This window comes from Alteromonas genovensis (assembly GCF_010500895.1).
GTDB lineage: Bacteria > Pseudomonadota > Gammaproteobacteria > Enterobacterales > Alteromonadaceae > Alteromonas > Alteromonas genovensis.
On record NZ_JAAAWO010000006.1, the window covers coordinates 236,583 to 259,249 of the forward strand.

Consider the following 22,667-nt stretch of genomic DNA (forward strand, 5'->3'; position numbering starts at 1 on the left):
CTTTGTATCATGGATACTATATTTACTCGCGGTCCCTCATTAAACAACAGACTGACACTGGCACTTGTGCTGTCGGTGCTGTTGATATTCGTCGACCATAAATTAGAAGGGTTTAAGTCTACCCGCGTATACTTAAACTCTCTTATGAGTCCCATCCAGTATTTAGCCAATCTTCCCGGCCTCATTTTAAGTGAAAGTGCTCAAAGACTGACGTCAAAAGAGCAGCTTCTTGCAGAAAACCAAACGATGTCTAACCAATTGCTGTTGATGAGCGAGAAGCTTCAGCAGTTTGATGTGGTGGTTAAAGAAAACGAACAGCTTAGATCCCTGTTACAAGCTCCCAGGCGACAAGAGTCCCGCAAAATGGTGGCAGAGCTTATGGCGGTAGATAAGAACCCTTACAGTCAGCAGGTGGTCATTAACAAAGGCGCCATTGACGGGGTGTATTTGTCTCAACCAGTCATAGACGACTCGGGTATTGTGGGGCAGGTGATGGAGGTTGGGTCGACCAACAGCCGTGTTTTACTTGTCGCGGACGTTACTCATGCCATTCCGGTGCGTTCATTGCGCAACGATATTCGTTTTATCGCTACAGGCAGCGGCTCACTCAATGAGCTATACGTTGAACACGTTCCTCATAGTGTTGATATTCAAGAGGGCGACCTTTTAATATCGTCTGGTTTAGGAAGCATTTTTCCTGAAGGCTACCCAGTTGCCCGGGTGACACAAGTGGTGAGAGATGAAAGCCGTCCTTTTGCTCGGGTTATTGTTACGCCTACGGCAAGTCTTGACCGACTGCGTCATCTACTGTTGCTGTGGCATGAAGACGATGACGACGGTGGAACAAGTGATGAAATTGACAGTGACATAGAGCCCGAAGACAACGTGGTAGAAGAGTTAGAAGATGCGTAAACGCAACGTTATTATTTGGGGCAGCATTATTATAGCCTTGGTGTTGCAAATTGTGCCACTGCCCATCCAAGCCGATGTTTATCGCCCTGATTGGGTGTTAGTGGTTTTGGCGTACTGGAGTATGGCGTTGCCTAATCGGGTGAATGTGGGTGTTGCGTTTATCACTGGTGTTGCAATGGATATTCTGGTGGGCACGACGTTAGGCATTCATAGTCTTGGCCTCAGTGTGTCGATATACATTTTGGCGGCTAACTATCAACGCTTGAGAAACTATTCAGTGTGGCAACAAGCGATTATTATCGGGCTACTGTCTTCCCTTTATCATTTGCTGACATTTTGGGTTCAACACCTTCTTACCGATATCTATTTCCAAGTTGATTATCTGTGGCCCGTTGCGGCATCTATGGTGCTGTGGCCCTGGGTGTTTTGGTTACTGCGCAAAACGCGAAGACAGTTTTCCATCATGTAACAATGCCGGCTGTGCGCGGCAGACGTCATGTTATGCCGTGTATATCTACATAATAAGGTTTTGCCAATGCACTCTCACCTCATACTTGCCTCTGCATCGCCTCGGCGCACTGCACTGTTACACCAGATGAATGTGGCTCACACCATTTGTCCTGCCGATATCGATGAAACACCCAAGCCAGGTGAAAAGCCAGATAATTTAGTTGCGCGCCTTGCTGGTGAAAAAGCCCAAGCCGTAATGAAAAAGCTCGAAAAGCAACAGGCTTTGCAAGACAACACTGTGGTGTTGGCAAGCGATACACTGATTGCCTTTAATGGTGAAAGCCTAGGTAAGCCAGTGGATAAAGCTGACGCTATTCGCATACTCAGCACGCTGTCGGGGCAAACGCACCACGTACTAACCTCAATTAGTGCCCTTAGCCAGATAAAACACGTTACTCGCACAGTGGTGACAGCGGTTACTTTCGCTTCACTAACTAAACAGCAAATCATCGATTACTGGGAAACTGGCGAGCCAGCCGATAAAGCAGGCAGTTATGCTATACAGGGCATAGGTGGTGAATTCGTCGTTTCTATTAACGGCAGTTCAAGTTCTGTAGTAGGATTACCCTTGTATGAAACGCGTCAATTGCTCAACGAATTTGGAGTTGTGAAGTGAGTGCTGAGCTATTAATTAACGTTACACCGTCAGAGTCTCGAGTTGCCCTTATTGAAAACGGTATTTTGCAAGAAATACACGTAGAGCGGCACACTAAAAAAGGCTTGGTGGGGAATATCTACCGCGGAAAGGTCAGCCGTGTGTTACCCGGTATGCAGGCTGCATTCGTGGATATAGGGTTAGAAAAAGCGGCATTCCTTCATGCTTCCGATATCGTTATTCATAACGAGATTGCTGAGGAAGTATCGGCAAGCCACATTCAAAAACAAGATATTCGAGAGTTGGTACGCGATGGACAAGACATCGTTGTGCAGGTGGTTAAAGACCCTATTGGTACTAAAGGCGCTCGTTTAACCACAGATATCACTATACCCAGTCGTTACCTTGTGTTTATGCCCTCTGTGACTCATGTGGGCGTGTCGCAGCGCATTGAAGAAGAAGTAGAGCGCGAGCGCTTAAAAACCTTGGTACAAGAATTCTGCGATGAAAACGGCGGTTTCATTCTTCGTACGGCTGCTGAAGGCGTAGGAAAAAGTGAATTGCAGCAAGATGCCGCCTTTTTGCGTCGATTGTGGGACAAAATTCAATCTCGCATGAAAAAACGCAAGTCTAACGTGCTGTATGAAGATTTGCCGCTAGCGCGTAGAGTACTTCGAGACTTTGTCGGCACCGAGCTAGATAGAATTCGTATTGATTCCAAATTGTCGTTCCAAGAGCTGTTTCAGTTTACTAAAGAATACGTACCTGAAATGAATGGGAAGCTGGAGTATTACACCGGCGATAGACCAATTTTTGATTTGTATGATGTTGAAAATGAGGCTCAGCGTGCGCTAGAGCGCCGTGTGGATCTAAAATCCGGTGGCTACTTAATCATTGATCAAACCGAAGCAATGACCACTATCGACATCAATACGGGGGCCTTTGTTGGTCACCGCAATCTAGAAGAAACCATCTTTAATACCAATACTGAAGCTACTCAGGCTATCGCTCGTCAACTGCGTTTACGCAACCTAGGTGGCATGATCCTTATCGACTTCATCGATATGATTGAACCTGATCACAAACGACGGGTCTTACATTCATTAGAGGTAGCGACAAACAAGGATAGAGCCAAAATCAATATTCACGGTTTTACCGCGCTGGGGTTGATAGAAATGACCCGCAAGCGAACCCGTGAAAGTATTGAGCATATTTTGTGTGGTGAGTGCCCGGTGTGTAAAGGGCGCGGCACCGTGAAAACAATTGAGACAATTTGCTTTGAGATTATGCGTGAAATTGTGCGCGTAAACAGAGCATATGATGCTGACAAATTCGTTGTTTATGCGTCCCCCAAAGTTGCTGAAGCACTGATGGGAGAAGAGTCTCATATGTTGGCCGAGTTAGAAGTGTTTGTAACGAAACAAATTAAAGTGCAAACCGAAACACTGTACAACCAGGACAAGTACGACGTCGTTATGATGTAACGCTTTAACGTTAAGAAAGGCATAGTGTGACAAAATTTTCGTCGGCAGCTTCGTACTTATTGAAGAAGTTTTGGTTGCTGCTCGCCGTATTACTTGTTTTTTTTGCTCTGGTATTAAGTGCTGCAAGGTATGCCTTGCCTCACATCGAGCACAACAAGCATTTGCTAGAAGATTATATCAACGAGCAGTACGGCGTAAATTTATCTATTGATACAATCCATGCGGTCTGGGAGCGCAGCGGGCCGAGTATTGTGCTTAATTCAGTGTCGCTAGCAAAAGACGATGCATCTCCTGTAGAACTCAATATCCGACAAATTTACGTAGAGCTAGATTTCTGGCAGTCCCTACGTCAACGGCTTATCTCTTCCCCTCGATTTGAATTGCGCGGGTTACATCTGGATATCGATGCTGACCGTGTTTCTGGTGGTAGCAAAAATAAGTTTCCGGTCATTAACGCGTTAGAGCGTCTCTTTTTAGAGCAATTGCAAAGCTTCTCTTTAGAAGAAGGCAAAATATCATTAACCCGAAATGGCGATACCAATAGCTTTAATATCGACAGCCTGTCTTGGAATAACCGTGAAGAACGTCACCAAGGGTTAGGGCGCATGAAAGTTGACGGGGTATCTGCAAACTCTGCGTCTTTTGTTATTGACATTAATGGCTACAAAGATGAGTTTGATGGCGTGTTTTACGCTAAAGCAGAAGACCTGGATATCTCTCCATGGGTAAGTGATTTAATTAAAACTAAACGTCCTTTGGCGCAAAGCAGAGCGAACTTAGAGGTATGGGCAAACTTTTCTGAAACCGCGATTGGCTCGGTGCAAGCTGAACTGAATAACAGTTTGTTCCAGTGGGGAAATGAAACGGTTAAAACCGTAACAGGTATCACGGGAGGGAGCTTACAAGCGATGCCTTCAAGGGATGGCTGGAATGTTCGCGTAGACCAATTAAAACTTAACTCAAGTAGCGCTACGTTAACAACGGACGTTATTGGTCATGTATCCAATAATGGAAACGCGGTTTTTAACACCGTTAAGCCTGTTGAAATAAACCCTTTTTTATTGCTGCTACCGCTGTTTCTTGATGACACCAATGAAGAAGAAATACGGGCACTCGATCCCAAAGGTGAATTAGCCACGCTACAAGTGCAATGGCAAAATGGTGCTCCCGCGTTAGCGGCTAAAGTGTTAGATTTAACATGGACAAAGACAGCCTCTATCCCAGGGCTCTCGTCACTGGATGCTGACTTTTTTTGGTACAAACACAATGGGGCAGTATTTTTAGAAACAAGTGACAGTAAGCTCTCTAGCCAGGGCATTATCAAAAAAGATATAAACGTCAATAAAATCGCCGCAAACATTTACGTGTATCCCCTGTATGAAGAGTTTTCTGATGATGCTGTTATTGAGGGGGGGGCTATTGAAAGTGCTGATTACGAGCGTGCAACCATTGCTACAACGAAGAAACGCGTGGCGTCGGCCCGTCAGTGGGTGCTCAAAGGCGAGAATATTATCGTAGATACCGACAGCGTAGCGCTTACGTCGGCATTTAGCCTCAATACATCTACCAGCGACATGTCGTTGTTCACTGATATCGACCCCCTGTCTTTAGGTACCGTGAGCGAGCTATTCCCATCGCCGGTAATGAGCGACAATTTAGATAACTATTTAACACGAGCGTTTACTGGCAAAGGCAGTATCGATAAAGCGCGCATTTTGTGGTTTGGGAAAACGAAAGACTTTCCTTTCACCGAAGGACAAGGCGTATTCCAAGCATACGTGGATATTAAAGACAGTGACTTCTTGTTCTCATCGAAATGGCCCGCGTTAAACGAACTCGACCTTTCCCTGCGCTTTGTGAATGACGGTCTCTTTATGTCCACCTCTTCTGCTAAGCTTGCCGATGTGCAAATTGGCGATATGACGGCCAGTATTCCAAAGTTCAAACCCGGCTCAATTCTAACAATCGATGCCACGGGCGAGGGCACAGGTGAGGGGCTCACCCAACTTATGATGGCGTCGTCTATTCAAGATTCGCTGGGCAAAGTATTGAACCAAGATGTTCAGGTTTCAGGGCCTCTATCTGCCGATATTCATTTGCATATTCCGCTTAATGGTGACCAAGTAAGAGCAACAGGTACCGCGGCTTTACTTGAGAACACCGTATATATCCCTACAACCAAAATGCGCTTTAAAAAGGCCAGCGGGGATATTGCATTTGATAATGGCAACATTAGCGCGACAGGTTTGTCGGCCCAGTTTTTGAGTCAAGCAGTGACCATCGACCTTAGTGGCGTTCAAGAGAAAGACTATTCATTAAATGTACAATTAGCGGGCCGGTGGCATGTTCACCCTCTTGCCAATTATGTGAACACTGAACTTACTGACTACATTGACGGTGAAACTCAGTGGCAAACATCGGTAGATTTAACCTTGGCCAAAGATAGCTTTTCTTACGCCGCTGAATTAACCGCTGACTTAACCGCGACACAAAGTATATTGCCTGCGCCTTTTGAAACTCCGGCGGGTACAAGTTTGCCTTTGTATATTAAAAGCTCAGGAGATCGCCAAGCTTCAAATGTAACAGCAACGCTTGGTGACGATATTCGATTCACTGGCACATTACCTCATCAAGAGATGCAGTTTTCCCGTGCTCACCTAGCGCTAGGAGAAAGTGATATTGCGAATATAGGGACTGGGTTTAGTATTGCGGCGAACTTGGAAAGTGCTAACGTTGCAGAGTGGTTTACCACGGTGTCTATGCTGACATCAGGGGGACAGAAAAATAGAAATGGTGACAATAATGAAACCGCTAATGACAAGCATAGCGAAAACGGCACCAAAAAAGGCGGTGTTTTCGGCACCCCCTCAAGAATATTTGCAAAGACTGCAGAGCTAACCTTCGCCGGTCATTCCATTAAAAACGTGCAGATGAACGCACAAGTGCGAAATGAAGATTGGTTGCTCGACATTGGTTCTGCTGCTGCACGAGGCACCGTTCGCGTGAATGGAGATTTAGCGAAGCAAGGTATTGAGATAAACGCTGATTACCTCAATTTGCCGAAGCCTGGTGATAGTGTGCAGGAAACAAAGAGCGACCCTTTTGAACTCGATCCACGCTCGCTTCCGCCAATGTACTTCTACTGTGAAAGCTGTGTATTTCACGGTATTGATTTAGGTAAAGTTACGGTTGATATAGCAAAAACAAATAACGGACTGCAGGCACGACAGCTGATGATTCGTTCGCCAGAGACTGATGTTACCGCTACGGGCTTTTGGCATTACGTGAACGGTGCTGTTGAAACGAGTATTAAAGGAAGCCTTACATCCCCTGATGTGGGGCAAATGTTGAAAGAGCTCGACATAGAGTCGGGCATTAAAGACTCTGAAGCCGACGTAGCATTTAATTTCAGCTGGCAAAATTCGCCCATGGACTTTCAACTTGGAAAACTGCAGGGTGATGTAGAATGGTCACTCTCAGACGGTTATTTAACTGAATTAAGCGACCAAGGCTCCCGTATATTCACGCTTTTTAGTTTAAATTCATTGGTTAGAAAATTGAGTTTAGATTTCAGAGATGTGTTTGCGAAAGGGTTCTTTTACGATGATATGGGCGGTACGCTGAACATTGTTGATGGTAGAGCTTATACCGATGACACGTTAATTGACGGCGGCGCAGGGGAAATTGAAATTACCGGCCTAACTGACCTAGGCACCGGCGGGCTCAACTACAATGTGTCATTTGCGCCAAACGTCACCGGAAACCTGCCGTTCCTGGTCTATTTCTTGGCAACGCCGCCTACCGCCTTGGCTGCGATTGCTATCGACCAAGTTCTTACGTCAGCAAAAGTCATTTCAAATGTGAATTACCGCGTAACGGGCACCATTAGCGAGCCTAAGTTTGATGAGGTAGACCGCAACAGCAAAGATATAAGTTTGCCTGCGCAAAACGTGCCTATGGAAAAAGACCCGTTAGACAGGCCGCTAACACAAGATGATGTGCGCCGAATCAAAATGGAGGTGATTGATGGTTAATCTAGTTGCACTGCAAATGACATCTACGCCAGATGTCGATGAAAACCTGGCTGCGGTGTCTAAAGCCATGTCAGAGTCGGACATTGCGCCAAACAGCCTTGTAGTGCTGCCAGAATGCTTTGCGTGTTTTGGCGGTAAAGACAAAGGACAGTTGTCCATCGCTGAAGCAAAAGGGCAGGGGCCAATACAAGCGCATCTGTCAGCGCTAGCCATACGCTATCAATGCTACATAGTGTCTGGCACATTTCCGGTCAAAACAGCCAATCCAGACCAGTTCTCTGCCGCATGTATGTTGTTTGGGCCTGACGGAGCACTGCTCGCTGATTATCGCAAAATACATATGTTTGACGTATCGGTAAACGATGCCACAGGCAGCTACAAAGAATCGCGCTTTACAAAAGCGGGGAGCGAGGTAGTGACGGTAAACACACCAATTGGCAACATCGGCCTTGCGGTATGTTATGATATTCGCTTTCCAGGTTTATTTACTGCAATGGCGGATATCGACGTATTGGTATTGCCAGCGGCATTTACACAAAAAACCGGTGAAGCCCACTGGCACGCCTTATTAAAAGCGCGAGCAATTGAAAAACAGTGTTTTGTCATCGCCGCAGGCCAGGTGGGAGTCCACGCCAATGGGCGTGAAACCTATGGCCACAGCGTAGTGTTATCTCCGTGGGGAGAAACAGTAGCAGAGCGTGCTGCAGGCAAGGGCGTGTTAAAAGCCAGTGTAGATATTGCAGAACGAGAAACCATTAAACAAAATATGCCGGTTGCCGAACATAACCGATTCAGGAGTCACTTTGTCTAAATCTGTAGAGCGTCATTTATTATCAGACTCAGGGCTTGATATTACCAAGCTTGAGAGTGCATTAGCGACAATCCATCGCCATGACACTGACTACGCCGATTTGTATTTCCAGTCTAGCCAGCATGAAAGCTGGGTGTTAGAAGACGGTATTATCAAGGAAGGTAGTTACAATATTGAGCGCGGAGTAGGTGTGCGTGCAATCAGTGGTGAAAAAACTGGCTTCGCGTACTCTGACGAAATCAGTGAAGACGCGTTAATGAAAGCGTGCAAAGCGGCACGTGGTATCGCACCTAGCGGCGGTACTCAGCAAGTATCTGCATTAGATGAAAAGCCCCTTACCGCCCGATACAGCGAGAATAACCCCATTCTTGCTATGCAAGATGCCGAGAAAATATCGTTACTTAGGTCGGTAGATGCCTACATCCGCCAACAAGAGCCTTCGGTTAATCAGGTGGTGGTCAGTATCAGTGGTGTATATGAAGAAATACTAGTGGCCGGAAGTGACGGCACACTGGCTACCGATATCCGCCCGTTAGTCCGTCTTAACTGCTCTGTATTGCTTGAAAATGGCGATCGTCGTGAGCGTGGCTCTTCTGGTGCGGGTGGTCGTTACGCCTATGCTTTTTTCCAATCAGATGAAAACGGCAAGCCGCTTTACGAAAACTTAGCTGATGAAGCACTTCATATGGCCCGCGTTAATATGCAGGCTGTGGCAGCGCCAGCAGGTGCTATGCCGGTAGTACTCGGAAATGGCTGGCCAGGTGTACTGCTTCACGAAGCTGTGGGGCACGGTTTAGAAGGTGACTTTAACCGCAAAGGTGCGTCAACATTTAGCGGTCGCATTGGTGAGCGTGTGGCAGCGAAAGGCGTAACGGTTGTTGATGATGGCACGTTAAGCGATCGCCGAGGTTCACTGTCGGTAGACGATGAAGGCACGGCAACACAGCATAACGTACTTATTGAAGACGGCATTTTAAAAGGCTACATGCAAGACAAGCACAATGCTAAGTTAATGGGTGTAGCGCCTACTGGCAATGGTCGCAGAGAGTCTTATGCACACTTGCCCATGCCGCGAATGACAAACACTTACATGCTTGAAGGACAGCACGATCCACAGGAGATTATTGCATCTATCGAAAGAGGCATTTACGCTCCTAATTTTGCCGGTGGCCAGGTAGACATTACGTCGGGTAAATTTGTATTCTCAAGTGCCGAAGCTTACCTCATTGAGAATGGCAAGATTACCGCGCCTGTGAAAGGGGCAACCCTTATCGGCAACGGGCCAGAGGTTATGCAAAAAATCTCAATGATAGGTAACGATGTCGCCTTAGACAAAGGCATTGGTGTATGTGGTAAAGACGGACAAAGCGTGCCGGTGGGCGTTGGGCAACCTACGCTTAAAATTGATGAACTTACGGTAGGTGGTACGGCGTAGTTTTTGCTGATAAGCATTATGCGACATACTTCAAAGCAAGAGCCATCAAAGCAAGACACGTTAATGCAAGACATACCAAAACAAGACACATACCTAGGCTAGAAACAGCATAAGCAATGACCTGCACAAAACACAGATACAAAAAAGGCTGGTAACGAAAGTTATCAGCCTTTTTTATCACTGCTACCGTCTAACTGCGTTAGACATATCAGCTGTCTTGGACAGTGTCCTTAATATATTGAAAAAGCTCTCTAAATGCTTTTGGTGGCGCATTCTTCTCTCTTTCTTTTTTCACTTGGCGGCTGAATTGACGCAGCTTTTGTCTATCGAACGCGGGGTAGTCTTCAATTAAGCGTTGAATAGCTGGATCGCCTTCTTCAATAACCGACTCTCTCGCTTTTTCAAGCTGATGAAAAGCCGCATTACTTGCCTGATGCTGATGGGCTATTTTTGACAGTGCCTCTTCAATATCGTGTGTGTCGCGCTGACGAAGCAATTTACCAATAAACTGCAATTGTCTGCGATAGCCATCTTTTTTCTTATTCACAATACGCGCTATCGCGACGGCATCGGCTAACTCTTCATCCATTGGGATAGTTGCCACGTGGGCATCGGTTAACCCTACAATGGTTTCGCCAAGCCTCTGATGCTCCTTTGCCTGACGCTTTAATTCCGTTTTACTAACGAAATCTTCGTCTTCAGACGTGGTTGCTTTGGCGCCTTCAAAGTAAGGATCTTGTGGAGAATTCTGTTTCTGATCACTCATTTCAAACTCATTAGTGTTACACTTTAGCCAAATTGTAACTATCACAGTCGAATATAGACAGCGAAACTTACTATGCAAATTGAGCAACAGCTATCAGAAATTCAGAATGTCGTTGATGATGTACTGAAAATGGCCTTATCAAAAGGCGCAACACAAGCCGAAGCAAGCATGTCTAAGGTACAGGGTATTGCGGTATCTTCACGCATGCAAGAAGTTGAAAACGTTGAGTTTACCAACGACGGCGGACTAGGTATTAGCGTTTACGTAGGTAAGCGCAAAGGCAGTGCATCCACTGCCGATTTGAGTAAAGCAGCGCTTACATTAGCCGTTGAAAAAGCGGTGGATATTGCGCGCTATACCAGTGAAGATCCTTGCACCGGCCTTGCCGATGCAGAGCTTATAGCTACTGAATTCCCAGATTTAGACTTATATCACCCGCAAGAGCTTGATACAGAGAAAGCCATCAAGACCACCATCGAAACTGAAGCGGCGGCAATGAATTACGACCCTCGCATTACAAATTCAGATGGTGCGTCGTATAACGCTAACTTAGGTATGCGTGTTTACGGTAATACTCATGGCATCAATGCGGGCTATCCCAGCAGTCGTTACAGTTTAAGCTGTATGGTAATTGGCTCTCAAGATAACGATATGCAGCGCGATTATGCCTATACCGTTGACCGTCAAGCGCCGTTGCTTAAATCTGCAGCGTTTGTAGGCCAAGAGGCTGCCAAGGCTACGGTAGACCGTTTAGGTGCTCGCAAAATCAATACCGCTAACGTGCCTGTACTGTTTCATAAAGACCTCGCCTCAAGCTTGTTTGGTCATTACGTTGGCGCCATCAGTGGCGGGAGTTTGTACAGACGCTCGTCATTTTTGCTCGACAGTTTAGACAAGCAGGTATTTCCTGAGTGGATGAATATTGAAGAGAAGCCGCTTATTAAGTCAGGACTTGCCAGCTCAAGCTTTGATAACGAAGGGGTATCGTGCAGCGATATGACCATTGTTGATGGCGGTCGCTTAGCTACGTATCTTTATACAACCTACTCGGCGCGCAAACTCAATACCGTGTCTAATGGTCATGCTGGCGGCATACATAACTGGATTGTTGGTGATACGGGACACAGCGATGCCGACTTGCTAAAAGAAATGGGCACAGGACTATTTGTCACTGAACTTATGGGGCAAGGCGTAAACATTGTTACCGGCGATTATTCACGCGGTGCAGCAGGTTTTTGGGTAGAAAATGGCATAATTCAATACCCAGTTCACGAAATTACCATTGCAGGCGATTTACGTGACATGTTCAAAAATATCGTGGCCATTGGTAAAGACAAAGATGTGCGCGGCAGTGTTCAAACCGGCTCAGTGCTGGTTAATCAAATGAAGATTGCTGGCAACTAGGGCGTGTTGATATTTGCTGTACGAGTTTTGGGCTAAATGGAAGCATTTTAATCGCGAAACAGTCCTGTAGGCCTAGTGGGCTAAGCCAAAGGACTGTGACAAAGAGTAAAGTGCTTCCATAACGCCCCCTTCGGGCAGCGCCTGTGAGCTATTTATCCTGCGTTGAATGGTTTCGATTTAGCCCGCTAGACCTTCAACCACTCGCCTTGTTTAAATAGCTCACAGACCGCTGCAAAAATGTACAGCAAAGATCAATACACCCTAGTATTTGTCTGAAGTGCTAGCCTCGCGAAATTCGCGAGGCGGTTTCCCCACAGACTTTTTAAACCGCTTAGAAAATGTAAACACATTTGCATAGCCCACGTAATGGGCAATATATGAAATAGGCCACTGTGTTTTTAACAGCAGGTTTCGCGCCCGCTGCATGCGCAAATAAATGACCTGCTGCATAGGGCTTCTCTTAAAGTACTTAAGACACAAACGATGCAAATGAGGCGCAGAATAATGGGCTTTTTTACTTAAGCTCTCTACGCTCCACTGAAACTGTAGTTGATTCTCAACCGCCGCAAATAAAGACTGAAGCCTAACGGCATGTCTATCATTACTCTCATCTTCACTATTTTCATGGTCATTTTGGCTTATCACTTGCCGCAGATGACGCCCTATAATTTGCATGGCAGCTTCACGGTTCCTGTTATCGTGCTCTAAATACAATAACTCCATAGCGTGATGTAAGGCCGCTAAATTAATATTGCCGATAACCCTTGGATGTTGTTTCGAAAGCCCGTTCCATTGCTCTGTATCTGATAGGTTTAGCCAAATAATATCCCACTTATCACTAGCAATGCTCACCTCGAAGCTTTGATAGGCGGGTAGCGTGATAAGCTGACCACTTGATAAGCTGAACGAGCCATGTGGTGTACGAAAGCATCCTTCCCCTGATAGTGAGTAAAACAGCGTATGGTTTGGCGGCATCACTCTGCCAACAACGTATTCTCCTGATAAGTTTGAACATCCTGCTAGCTCAATATCTAACGCCATTATTTCTGGCGACGTACTACTATCAATAAAGCGCTCGAAGCACTGCTGGCCTATATTAATAATATCCGTAAAAGGTGACTGCATTTATGTTGTTCTGCTTTTGGTAAGGATGTGTTGATAGTTTTGGATAAAAGTACGAGAGGTTTAAGCATAAAGTAATCAATGCATTTTAGCTATATTGTGATGTATCAAATGCGTTTTCACACAGGAGCCATGCATGGCTGACATCGAACAAGTTGTATCACAGAAAGATTGGCAAAATCCCCTCGTATATCAACGTAATCGAATCAATGCCCATGCGCCACACAATGGTTTTGTCAGTGAAGACGATGCAGTTCAAAATCGCAATGCCAGTAAGGTTAGCCTAAACGGTAAATGGATGTTTAGGTTATACCCGTCACCGGAGGCTGTCAGCGATGAGTTGACGGCGCAAGCGCTAACGGAGAATGAGGCCAAACAGTGGCAGCCCATCACTGTGCCTTCGAATTGGCAAATGGAAGGCTTCGACAAACCCATTTACTGCAATGTGAAATACCCTTTTGATGTGAATCCCCCTGCAGTGCCAGCCGATAACCCCACAGGATGTTATCGCACAACATTCACCGTAACTGAAAGCAGTCTTTTAAAACGCAATCACATTGTTTTTGAAGGCGTAAATAGTGCTTTTCATTTATGGTGTAACGGCAGTTATGTGGGCTACTCACAAGACAGTCGTTTACCTGCTGAGTTTGATTTATCTGCGTTGCTCGTAGTAGGCGAAAACCGTTTATCCGTGATGGTGATCAGATGGTCAGACGGTAGCTATTTAGAAGATCAGGATATGTGGTGGCTAAGCGGTATCTTTCGAGATGTAAACTTAGTGACAAAGCCTCTGCATCACATTCAAGATGTATTTGTTACGCCGACGCTAGATGCATGTTACCGCGATGGTGCACTGTCTGTTCGCACGGCAATTAATGCCCCAGCAAACTATCAAGTCGGCATTCAGTTATTTGACAAAGCACATGCCGTTACCGAACGAGCTGTTGCAACAACTAATAATAAGCGCGTCGATGAAAAAGGGGGGTGGGATGATGTGGTGTTCCAGAGCTTAGAGGTAAAAGAGCCCAAGCACTGGACCGCAGAAACGCCTTACTTATATCGAATTGTGGTGTCGCTAATTGATGAAGCTGAGCAGGTGGTAGACACAGAGGCTTATCACGTTGGTTTTCGCACTGTACAAATGAAGGCCGGACAGCTGTGCGTAAATGGTAAGCCTTTGCTTATCCGAGGGGTAAACAGACATGAGCATCATGAGACAAAAGGTCATACCATAAGCGAAAGCGATATGATTGAAGATATTTTGCTACTTAAGCAAAATAACTTTAATGCCGTTCGTACGGCGCATTATCCTAATCATCCGCGATGGTATGAACTGTGTGACGAATATGGTCTGTACGTTGTTGACGAGGCTAACATTGAAACTCACGGCATGTTTCCCATGGGCCGCCTATCAAGAGATCCATTGTGGACAGGGGCGTACATGGCCCGCTTCACTCAAATGGTAGAGCGCGATAAAAACCATCCTTCTATCATTATTTGGTCGCTGGGGAACGAGTGTGGTCACGGTCCAACGCATGATGCCATGTACGGTTGGGCAAAATCCTTTGACCCATCAAGGCCTGTGCAATACGAAGGCGGAGGGGCCGATACCACGGCTACCGATATTGTAGCGCCAATGTATTCTCGAGTAGATACCGATGTTCTTGACGATGCAGTGCCAAAGTGGGCGATTAAAAAATGGCTATCTATGCCAAACGAGACAAGGCCGGTGATATTGTGTGAGTACGCGCATGCAATGGGAAATAGCTTGGGAAGCTTTGATGAGTATTGGAAAGCATTTAAAGTCTATCCTCGTTTACAAGGGGGCTTCATTTGGGACTGGGTTGACCAAGGCTTAACAAAATATACCGAGAGCGGAGTGCCTTATTGGGCTTATGGCGGCGATTTTGGCGATACTTACAACGACAGGCAGTTTTGCATCAATGGCCTCTTATTTCCTGATAGGACGCCTCACCCGGCGTTGTTTGAAGCAAAATACTGTCAGCAACACCTTAGTTTTGAATTATCAGACAAAGCCGATAGCGAAGGGAAGGTGTATGCCCTTTCTATTTCTAGCGATTATGTATTTAGAGCAACGGACAATGAATTATTACAATGGAGGGTATTAGAAGACGGTGAATGTATTGCTCAAGGAGAACAGCGTCTATCTATTAAGCCTCAGCAAACCGATACCATTGAGATTACGACTAACGTCACGCACAAGCCCGGTGCTAAATACCACTTAAATGTTGACGTTGTGACCGCAGAGGACTGTCAATGGGCAAAGGCCGGTCACGTGCTCGATACCGAACAGCTATCCATCAAAAACACGGCGGGTATCACGCCGTTTACATTGACGCCCCTACAAGAAAGTTGCAGCGCAGCCTCAAAAGTGGAGCTAACAACAAACGATAGTTTGTTAACCATTACCATTGGAAGTCATGATGTTTGCTTTAATAGTGAAAGCGGTCTGCTGACTTCTTGGTTAGTTAACGGTAGCGAAACAATGAGCGCACCACTAGAAGATAACTTTTTCCGAGCGCCTCTTGATAATGATATTGGTGTGAGTGAAGTGGATAACCCTGATCCTAATGCTTGGGAATCGCGATGGCGACGGGCTGGTATTGGGAAGTGGATACGCAAGTGTACTGGGGTAGAAATGCAGCAGGGCACCTTTGATGTGCGGGTTATATCGCTCTTTGAATACAGTGTTGATGGCGTAATTACGGCTGCAACAAAATGGACCTACACTTTGAATTCTGACGCCGCACTATCTATTGATATTGAAGTTGTCTTATCCGATAACCTGCCACCTCTTCCTCGTATTGGTGTGCAGTTTGCCGTACCAAGACAGTCTTTTGTTGAGGATAATAACGATAGCCACGGTGAAGGCAGTGCTTGCGAAAACGAATTCGAACAGTCCGAAGCGGTGACATGGAAAGGTCTGGGGCCATTTGAAAACTATCCAGACAGGCAAGCCGCTGCGAGGTTTGCTCTACATCAACTCACTATCAAAGACATGCACACCGATTATATTTTTCCAACTGACAATGGCTTGCGAAGCCAGTGCTCTATGTTAAACATTAGCAATACAACGGTTTCTGGAGACTTCTATTTCTCAGTAAGTGAATACGGCCAGCCGCAGTTAGATGCTGCAAAGCATACTTGCGACCTTAGCCCACGTGACTGTATTTTTGTGTATATCGACCATGCACATATGGGGGTCGGCGGGGATGATTCTTGGAGCCCGAGTACGCATAAAGAGTTTTTGCTTGAGAAGAAGCGGTATTCATATTCACTCACGCTTACTGCCAATTAATAAAGGCAATAAGTGACTAAGGTAGGCAAGAGTCTAAGGAAGATAAAAGGCCAAGGAGGATTAAAGTTACTGAGCCCTCAGAACGCTAAGAAGAGTCTACATAGTAAAAAAGCCGCTACATAGTAGCGGCTTTCTCGTTAATCAGATTGGTAACAACGTACCTTCCTAATTGTTCTCTCAGTGCAGTGGCGATTAGCTATCTACCTGTCCACAAAAGCGGTAGCCTTCGCCATGGATAGTCACAATCAGTTCTTCTTCAGAAGGGTGTGATTCGAAGTGCTTGCGAATACGTCTAATGGTGACATCTACGGTACGGTCATTAGGACGCAATTCGCGACCGGTCATTTCCATAATAAGCTGCTCGCGGGTAAGGATTTTTCCAGGGTTGCTTAAAAATAAATGCAACGCACGGAACTCACTGCGAGGTAAACGGAACTCTTTGCCGGTAGGCGAGATAAGCGAGCGGCTGTCGCCGTCTAATATCCAACCGTTGAAGTTAACGCGGCTTGGTAAATCATCATCTTCAGAAGAGTTTGTTGTTCTAGACAACAAATTACGGGCTCTTATGGTTAGCTCTCTTGGGTTAAATGGCTTAGTAAGATAATCATCTGCGCCAATTTCTAAACCTAGAATACGATCTACGTCGTTGTCGCGACCTGTTAGGAAGATTAATCCAACATTTTTACGGTCGCGCACTTCGCGCGCTAATATAAGGCCATTCTTACCCGGTAGGTTGATATCCATAATGACCAAATTGATTGCGTGATTCTCGAAGAAATCGTGCATTTGGTTGCCGTTTTCAGCTTCAAATACATTGTACCCTTCCGCTTCAAATAAACTTTTTAGCGTGGTACGGGTTACCACTTCATCTTCAACAATTAACACATTTGGCGTTTGCATGGTGTTCTACACTCTTTCAAAAATACGGTTTAAGCAACTAACTGGTTAAAGTTTAATATTCATACACTTATTTGCAAGTAACTTATGAATATCGCTACTGTTAGGATTTTGGGGTTAGCCAACAAATTTCAACAAAAGTTCATACTTTATACAGTGACTACACATATTTGGCATCAGAAACGGGGAATATAATTACAAATTCCACTCCGTCGCCTTCTTCGCTCGTTAAGGTAATAGAGCCAAGAAGTGCTTGTGTCACTAAGTTGTATACGAGATGCATACCTAGACCGGAGCCACCTTGTCCACGCTTCGTTGTTACGAAGGGATCGAAGATACGCTTGCGGATCTCAGGCGGTATGCCTTTACCATCATCGGAATAAACTAATTTTAATTTGTCGTCACTAACTAATTCAGCACGAATATTTATCGTACCTGCATCCATGAATTCAAATCCATGGATAACGGAATTCATTATTAGATTAATCAATATTTGATTAATTGGGCCAGCCTTGGTTTCAACGCTTAAGGTAGGGTCGCATTTCACGTTGATGTTGTGTTTTAATTTTTTGAGCCGAGGCTGTAACGACAGTAGTATCTCATTAACTAGCTGTTCAACGCAAAAACTTCGACTATTTTCTGTAGATTGGTCTACTGCGACCTGTTTAAAGCTCGATATAAGCTCAGCAGCGCGGTTTAAATTGCGATATATGATGTTTAAGTTCTCGTTGCTTTCATCAATAAAGCGTTTCATTGCGCTTGCTTTCAACGTTTTGTCATCGAAACCTTTCTGAATAACCGCTAATCGGTCTAACATCATGGTTGATGCAGTAACCCCTAAACCAATAGGCGTATTCACTTCGTGTGCCACCCCAGCTACCATATCGCCAAGGGAAGCCATCTTTTCATTCTGTACAATTTGTCTTTGGAATTGATGCAGCTTTTCTAAGGCTTGTATAAGTTCTCGATTCGCGTCTTTAAGCGCAGTGGTTCGCTCATTAACCATCTCTTCTAAACTTGAATTAAGCTTGCGATGACGCTCTTCAGCCTGCTGCTGCATTTCCATATACTCTTGCATTCGATACAGCATAACGTTAATCGCATTAGCTAACGTGTCTAACTCTTGTATTTTTGATCCACTCGCACGGGATGAATAATCCCGGTGCCGTGAAGTTTGCTGAAGAAAGTGAGTTAATGACTTTATTGGATTAGAAATGCCTAATTGCATTTTAAATGCGGTGTAAAAGGCAATAATAAGCAGTATGACAACCGCAGCAAGATGGGTAAATATGGCCCGCTGTGTAAGGCTGTTAAACTCTCTTGTAGAGAGTCTCAGATATACCCAACCCAAGTGTATGCCGGTTTCTGCATCAAACGACTTCGTACTTACTTCTAAATAATCTCCGGTGTCGGAAATGGTAGGGTTTAGCAGCAGTGACTCTAATTGGGCTTCTTTGCCGCCGGTCATGAGCTGACCTACTTTGTTATATGACGCAAATATTTGCGGCACTTCCACATTGGCCTGCTGCCGATTCTTTTTGCGGTATACATGGGCATTGAGTACATAAGGCATCGCAACGAGATGGCCTAACTCTTTTGCTATGCCTTCGTCTTTATTATTGAAGATATACTGGGAAGAGGTTCGGGCGACGAAGTCAGACAGCACGAAGGCTTTGTTATTGAGTTCGCTGCGATAATTATCTATTTGCATGTACAAAGACAAACAAGACAGTATCGCAAGCGACACAGTGACCACAGACATCACAGTCCACAAAAATACGTTGCGTATAGAAAGCTTGCTTGCTTTGTCTGTCATGTCCGTTTTATTTTCAATCCACTTTGCTCAGCCGTTTTAATATTGGCGCATATCTTGGCAAAAAGAAAGGTAAGTAAACACAATAATCTATGCGTTACTCATCACATTAATTCCACATGCTGCGGTACAGTTTTTGGTAATTCTGCGCGGCAGAGTGCCAGGTAAAGCGAGTTTTCATTCCTCGAATTTGCATTGCCCTAAAAGCGTCCCTATCTTCATAAAAGGCAAGCAATGCTCTGCGAATGCAGCTAAGCAACGCGGCTGGCGATGGTTCATCAAACACAAAGCCAGTGCGCAGGCTGTTGTCGCCGGTATCTTCAACGGTGTCTTTTAATCCACCTACTGAGCGCACAATGGGTATAGTGCCGTATGCAAGGCTGTACATCTGATTTAAGCCGCAGGGCTCAAATTGAGATGGCATTAAAAAGAAGTCAGCACCGGCTTCAACCAAATGAGCATGCTCTGAACTAAAACCATTGATGAACGCAAACTGACTAGGGTGCTGCTGAGCAAATTCGCCCAAGTCCATACACACCTTTGGATCGCCCGTGCCCACAATAACCATTTGAATATTGTGCGCAATCAGCTCGTCGAGAATAGGGAGTATATAACTGAATCCCTTTTGCTCTGTGAGTCGACACACCATGCCGATGAGAGGCACGCTAAGGTTCTCTGGTAAATCAGATTTTTGTTGCAGCACTTTTTTACAGGTTTGCTTGGCGTGTAAATTATCTACCGTATAGTTTTCAGGCAGAAATGAATCTGTCTCGGGGTTCCACTGGGTGTAGTCACATCCGTTTAATATCCCGCTTAAATCATTTTTGCGATTCACCAATCGCTCGTGGAGTCCGTGACTGCCTAAATCAGTGAGAAGCTCAGTAGCATAGTTAGGGCTTACGGTAGTGATCTTGGTGGCAAATTCAATGCCGCTTTGTAGCATATTGATATAGCCGCCATGAACTTGGCTGCCAATATCAGGGTGATGACGCAAAAACGGAATAGCATCTAGCTTATGTACGCCTTGAAATGCAGCGTTGTGAATAGTAAAAACGGTTTTGGTATTGACGAAATAGTCAGTTTTTTCATTCGACAATAAAAACGGAAGCATCGCCGTGTGCCAATCATGGCAATGAATGACTTGGGGCTTAAGAGAAAGTGCTTTTAGTGCATGCAGCACTGCGCCACTGAAAAAACTAAACCGCTCTCCATTGTCACTGAAGGCATCGTATGCGTCGGAATAAAGGCCGTCGCGCATGAAAAAGTCTGGGGCGTCGATAAAGTAAATCGGTATGCCATGCCACTGAAGGCGCTTTAGCTTGAAATGATATACTTTACCTTCGGTGAAAAGGGTGTGTACTTCCTCGTCTTCAGGTAAATCTAACTGTTCTTTCAGCGCCTTGTAGTACGGCATAACAATGCAGATGTTTTCATCTAGCGCCTGTAGTGCCATGGGGAGTGCTTTACCTACGTCAGCGAGACCCCCCGTTTTTACGAGTTCCTCTACTTCCGAGATAGCAAATACAATGTCCACGGGTTATCCCTTCTATAATCACTGATAAAGTGTCAACGGTTACGTATGAGCAAATATACATTGCTTCGTTTAACTAACAAGCTACCAGTACGATATAAATTGTTTAACTAGGATGCAAAGCTTATCCGTTTTTTATTTTACTCCCCCAACTTAAGGCTTATAGCGATGCATCATAAATCGAGAACTGCGATGTTTGCGCTTTGGTATAAACCGTTGAAAACTCTTCTGCTAACAAGCCTGGATAGGGCAGAAAACGGTTGGCAACCATTTGCAATGTCCCTTTAGAGGTAAGCTGTTTTTTTGCATCAGAAATAAAACGCTTTGTAATGGTGTAATCGGTTTTGATCCCGGTGTGGAACGGCGGATTTGTTATAATATGCTGCACCTTTTGCGATACACCATGTAAGCCGTCGGCCGCAAAAATCGTAGCGCTTAGTTCATTTTCCGCAAGAGTCAGTGCGCTGCAGTAGAGCGCTAGTGCGCTAACATCTGATAAGAAAAATGTTAAGTGAGGGTATCTGAGCATAAGGTAGCTAGCTATAACACCTGCACCGCAGGCAAAGTCTAGTACGTTGCCTCGCATAGACGTAGAGTGCTTTTGAAGCAGCAACAACGTGCCAGCATCGAGCTCTTTATGGCTAAATACGCCAGGCATTGACGCTACATTCCACGAGGTGTCGTCTACTTCATAAAGATTAACATCTACCCAAGCATCCGGCTCAAAAGCGCCATGGGTTTGTTCAAGTACCACCGTAACTAAACTGCAGTGACGAGCTGAGTCGATTTTTTGAGGAGAACCGTATTGCTGCATGAGCTTCGCGGCACTCTTTATTCCACCTTTATTTTCACCAACAACATGAATTCGCCCGTGCTCTCCCACCATGCCTGCAGCCATGCGCAGTAACAATTGGAAGTGGGTTTTCGCCTTTGGCAAAAACAACATGACATCGGTAAATGCATTTTCGGTGGTAACAAACGGTGCAAAAGTATGCGTGTGGTTACCCACCTTTTGCGTTACTTCAAAACCCGACTTGTCGATATCTCGGCTGTCTAGCGTTACAGAAGGTATTACTCTTACACTTTCTGCAAAAATATCAAAATACTGATGAATTACCGTAATTTCGGATGACTTCAAACCATCAAGAAAGTAGGCATCTGAAGGATTAACAAACGCCCATTTTCCTTCTTCAAATAATGAGATGTTTCGCTCAAGAAGCTGGCTTTGAGGAGATAAAATCATTAAGACGTTCGCTTATAAATAAGATCCCAAACGCCGTGACCTAACTTTTGGCCGCGGGTTTCAAATTTAGTGATGGGGCGGTAGTCAGGGCGAGGCACGTAATCGCCTTCAGGTGCCGTATTGGTATAGCCTTCGTTGCCATTGGCAACTTCAGCCATATGCTGCGCATAAGGTTCCCAATCTGTTGCCATATGTAGGTGTCCGCCTATCGCTAGTTTGGTTCGTATCAATTCTACAAACTCAGCTTGAACAATTCGACGTTTGTGGTGGCGTTTTTTATGCCACGGGTCGGGGAAAAATAGTTGCAGGCGGGACAAGCTCTCCTGGGGTAGCATGTTTTTGAGAACTTCAACCGCATCGTGTTCCATTACGCGAAGGTTGGTTAGTCCTAGTTCACCCGCATCTCCTAAACATGCGCCTACGCCAGGTCGGTGAACTTCTATACCGATAAAGTCTTTCTCTGGTGAAGCTGCAGCCATCTCAACCAGCGACTTACCCATACCGAAACCTATCTCAACGACAACAGGTGCCTCGCGGCCAAACAGCTCAGATAAGGAAATAGGCGTATCACGATAGTCTATTCCCATGGTTGGCCAGTGTTCTTCTAGCGCTTTTTCTTGCCCTTTTGTAAGCCGACCTTCGCGCTTAACGTAGCTTTTTACTTTACTGATATATACACCGGCAGCTTCTGCTTCTGCCTGACTTTTGAATTGCCTCATTTGCAATGCCTTTCATACCCAATTTTATGCTGGCGCATTATCCACTTACCCACCTTATATGCAACGCTAGAA

Annotated in this window: 16 protein-coding genes; 9 read left to right on the top strand and 7 right to left on the bottom strand. The window is 45.3% G+C overall.

The window, feature by feature from the left end; genetic code table 11:
• Positions 1-9: 9 nt before the first annotated feature.
• The 7 genes from mreC (at position 10) to tldD (ending at position 9,781) form a co-directional block, all read left to right on the top strand.
• The gene (gene mreC, locus GTQ48_RS10485) at positions 10-912 is read left to right on the top strand and encodes a rod shape-determining protein MreC (RefSeq protein WP_163106643.1); all 903 of its coding nucleotides are present in this window, start codon (positions 10-12) and stop codon (positions 910-912) included.
• A complete protein-coding gene (gene mreD, locus GTQ48_RS10490; protein ID WP_163106644.1) occupies positions 905-1,381 on the top strand; it encodes a rod shape-determining protein MreD in 477 nt (158 codons plus the stop codon). The genes mreC and mreD overlap by 8 nt, the downstream gene beginning before the upstream one ends.
• Before the next feature lie 66 nt (positions 1,382-1,447).
• Complete coding sequence (locus tag GTQ48_RS10495; RefSeq protein ID WP_163106645.1) at positions 1,448-2,038, top strand: Maf family protein; 591 nt, start codon at positions 1,448-1,450, stop codon at positions 2,036-2,038.
• Positions 2,035-3,501 carry a ribonuclease G gene (gene rng / locus GTQ48_RS10500; protein ID WP_032094815.1) on the top strand — a complete coding sequence of 489 codons (1,467 nt, stop codon included), beginning with the start codon at positions 2,035-2,037 and terminating at the stop codon, positions 3,499-3,501. Before GTQ48_RS10495 ends, rng begins: the two co-directional genes overlap by 4 nt.
• A gap of 26 nt (positions 3,502-3,527) precedes the next feature.
• A complete protein-coding gene (locus GTQ48_RS10505; protein WP_163106646.1) occupies positions 3,528-7,535 on the top strand; it encodes a YhdP family protein in 4,008 nt (1,335 codons plus the stop codon).
• Positions 7,528-8,346, top strand: coding sequence for a carbon-nitrogen hydrolase family protein (locus GTQ48_RS10510; RefSeq protein ID WP_163106647.1), 819 nt, complete (start codon positions 7,528-7,530; stop codon positions 8,344-8,346). Before GTQ48_RS10505 ends, GTQ48_RS10510 begins: the two co-directional genes overlap by 8 nt.
• Entirely contained in the window at positions 8,339-9,781 is a 1,443-nt protein-coding gene (gene tldD, locus GTQ48_RS10515; RefSeq protein WP_163106648.1) for a metalloprotease TldD, read from the top strand. Before GTQ48_RS10510 ends, tldD begins: the two co-directional genes overlap by 8 nt.
• A 208-nt stretch (positions 9,782-9,989) precedes the next feature.
• On the opposite strand, the gene yjgA is transcribed toward tldD, so the two are convergent.
• Positions 9,990-10,547: a ribosome biogenesis factor YjgA gene (gene yjgA / locus GTQ48_RS10520; protein ID WP_163106649.1), complete on the bottom strand. Its 558-nt coding sequence runs from the start codon at positions 10,545-10,547 to the stop codon at positions 9,990-9,992.
• 72 nt (positions 10,548-10,619) lie between these two features.
• On the opposite strand from yjgA, the gene pmbA reads away from it, so the two are divergent.
• Positions 10,620-11,951 carry a metalloprotease PmbA gene (gene pmbA / locus GTQ48_RS10525; protein WP_163106650.1) on the top strand — a complete coding sequence of 444 codons (1,332 nt, stop codon included), beginning with the start codon at positions 10,620-10,622 and terminating at the stop codon, positions 11,949-11,951.
• Between the two features lie 261 nt (positions 11,952-12,212).
• Here pmbA and GTQ48_RS10530 read toward each other — a convergent pair whose 3' ends face one another.
• On the bottom strand, positions 12,213-13,076 hold the full coding sequence (locus GTQ48_RS10530; RefSeq protein WP_163106651.1) for a helix-turn-helix transcriptional regulator: 864 nt from the start codon (positions 13,074-13,076) through the stop codon (positions 12,213-12,215).
• A 133-nt stretch (positions 13,077-13,209) separates the two neighbouring features.
• On the opposite strand from GTQ48_RS10530, the gene GTQ48_RS10535 reads away from it, so the two are divergent.
• Positions 13,210-16,392: a beta-galactosidase gene (locus tag GTQ48_RS10535; RefSeq protein ID WP_163106652.1), complete on the top strand. Its 3,183-nt coding sequence runs from the start codon at positions 13,210-13,212 to the stop codon at positions 16,390-16,392.
• Between the two features lie 192 nt (positions 16,393-16,584).
• On the opposite strand, the gene arcA is transcribed toward GTQ48_RS10535, so the two are convergent.
• From arcA to trmB, 5 genes are all read right to left on the bottom strand, one after another.
• Positions 16,585-17,292 (bottom strand): two-component system response regulator ArcA, encoded by a 708-nt coding sequence (gene arcA / locus GTQ48_RS10540; RefSeq protein ID WP_163106653.1) that lies wholly within the window; start codon positions 17,290-17,292, stop codon positions 16,585-16,587.
• 157 nt (positions 17,293-17,449) lie between these two features.
• The gene (locus GTQ48_RS10545; protein WP_163106654.1) at positions 17,450-19,105 is read right to left on the bottom strand and encodes a sensor histidine kinase; all 1,656 of its coding nucleotides are present in this window, start codon (positions 19,103-19,105) and stop codon (positions 17,450-17,452) included.
• Between the two features lie 106 nt (positions 19,106-19,211).
• Complete coding sequence (gene glgA, locus GTQ48_RS10550) at positions 19,212-20,636, bottom strand: glycogen synthase GlgA (RefSeq protein WP_163106655.1); 1,425 nt, start codon at positions 20,634-20,636, stop codon at positions 19,212-19,214.
• A gap of 157 nt (positions 20,637-20,793) precedes the next feature.
• Positions 20,794-21,876, bottom strand: a complete 1,083-nt coding sequence (locus tag GTQ48_RS10555) for a methyltransferase (RefSeq protein WP_163106656.1) — start codon at positions 21,874-21,876, stop codon at positions 20,794-20,796.
• A complete protein-coding gene (gene trmB, locus GTQ48_RS10560; RefSeq protein ID WP_163106657.1) occupies positions 21,876-22,595 on the bottom strand; it encodes a tRNA (guanosine(46)-N7)-methyltransferase TrmB in 720 nt (239 codons plus the stop codon). Before trmB ends, GTQ48_RS10555 begins: the two co-directional genes overlap by 1 nt.
• Positions 22,596-22,667: the final 72 nt, after the last annotated feature.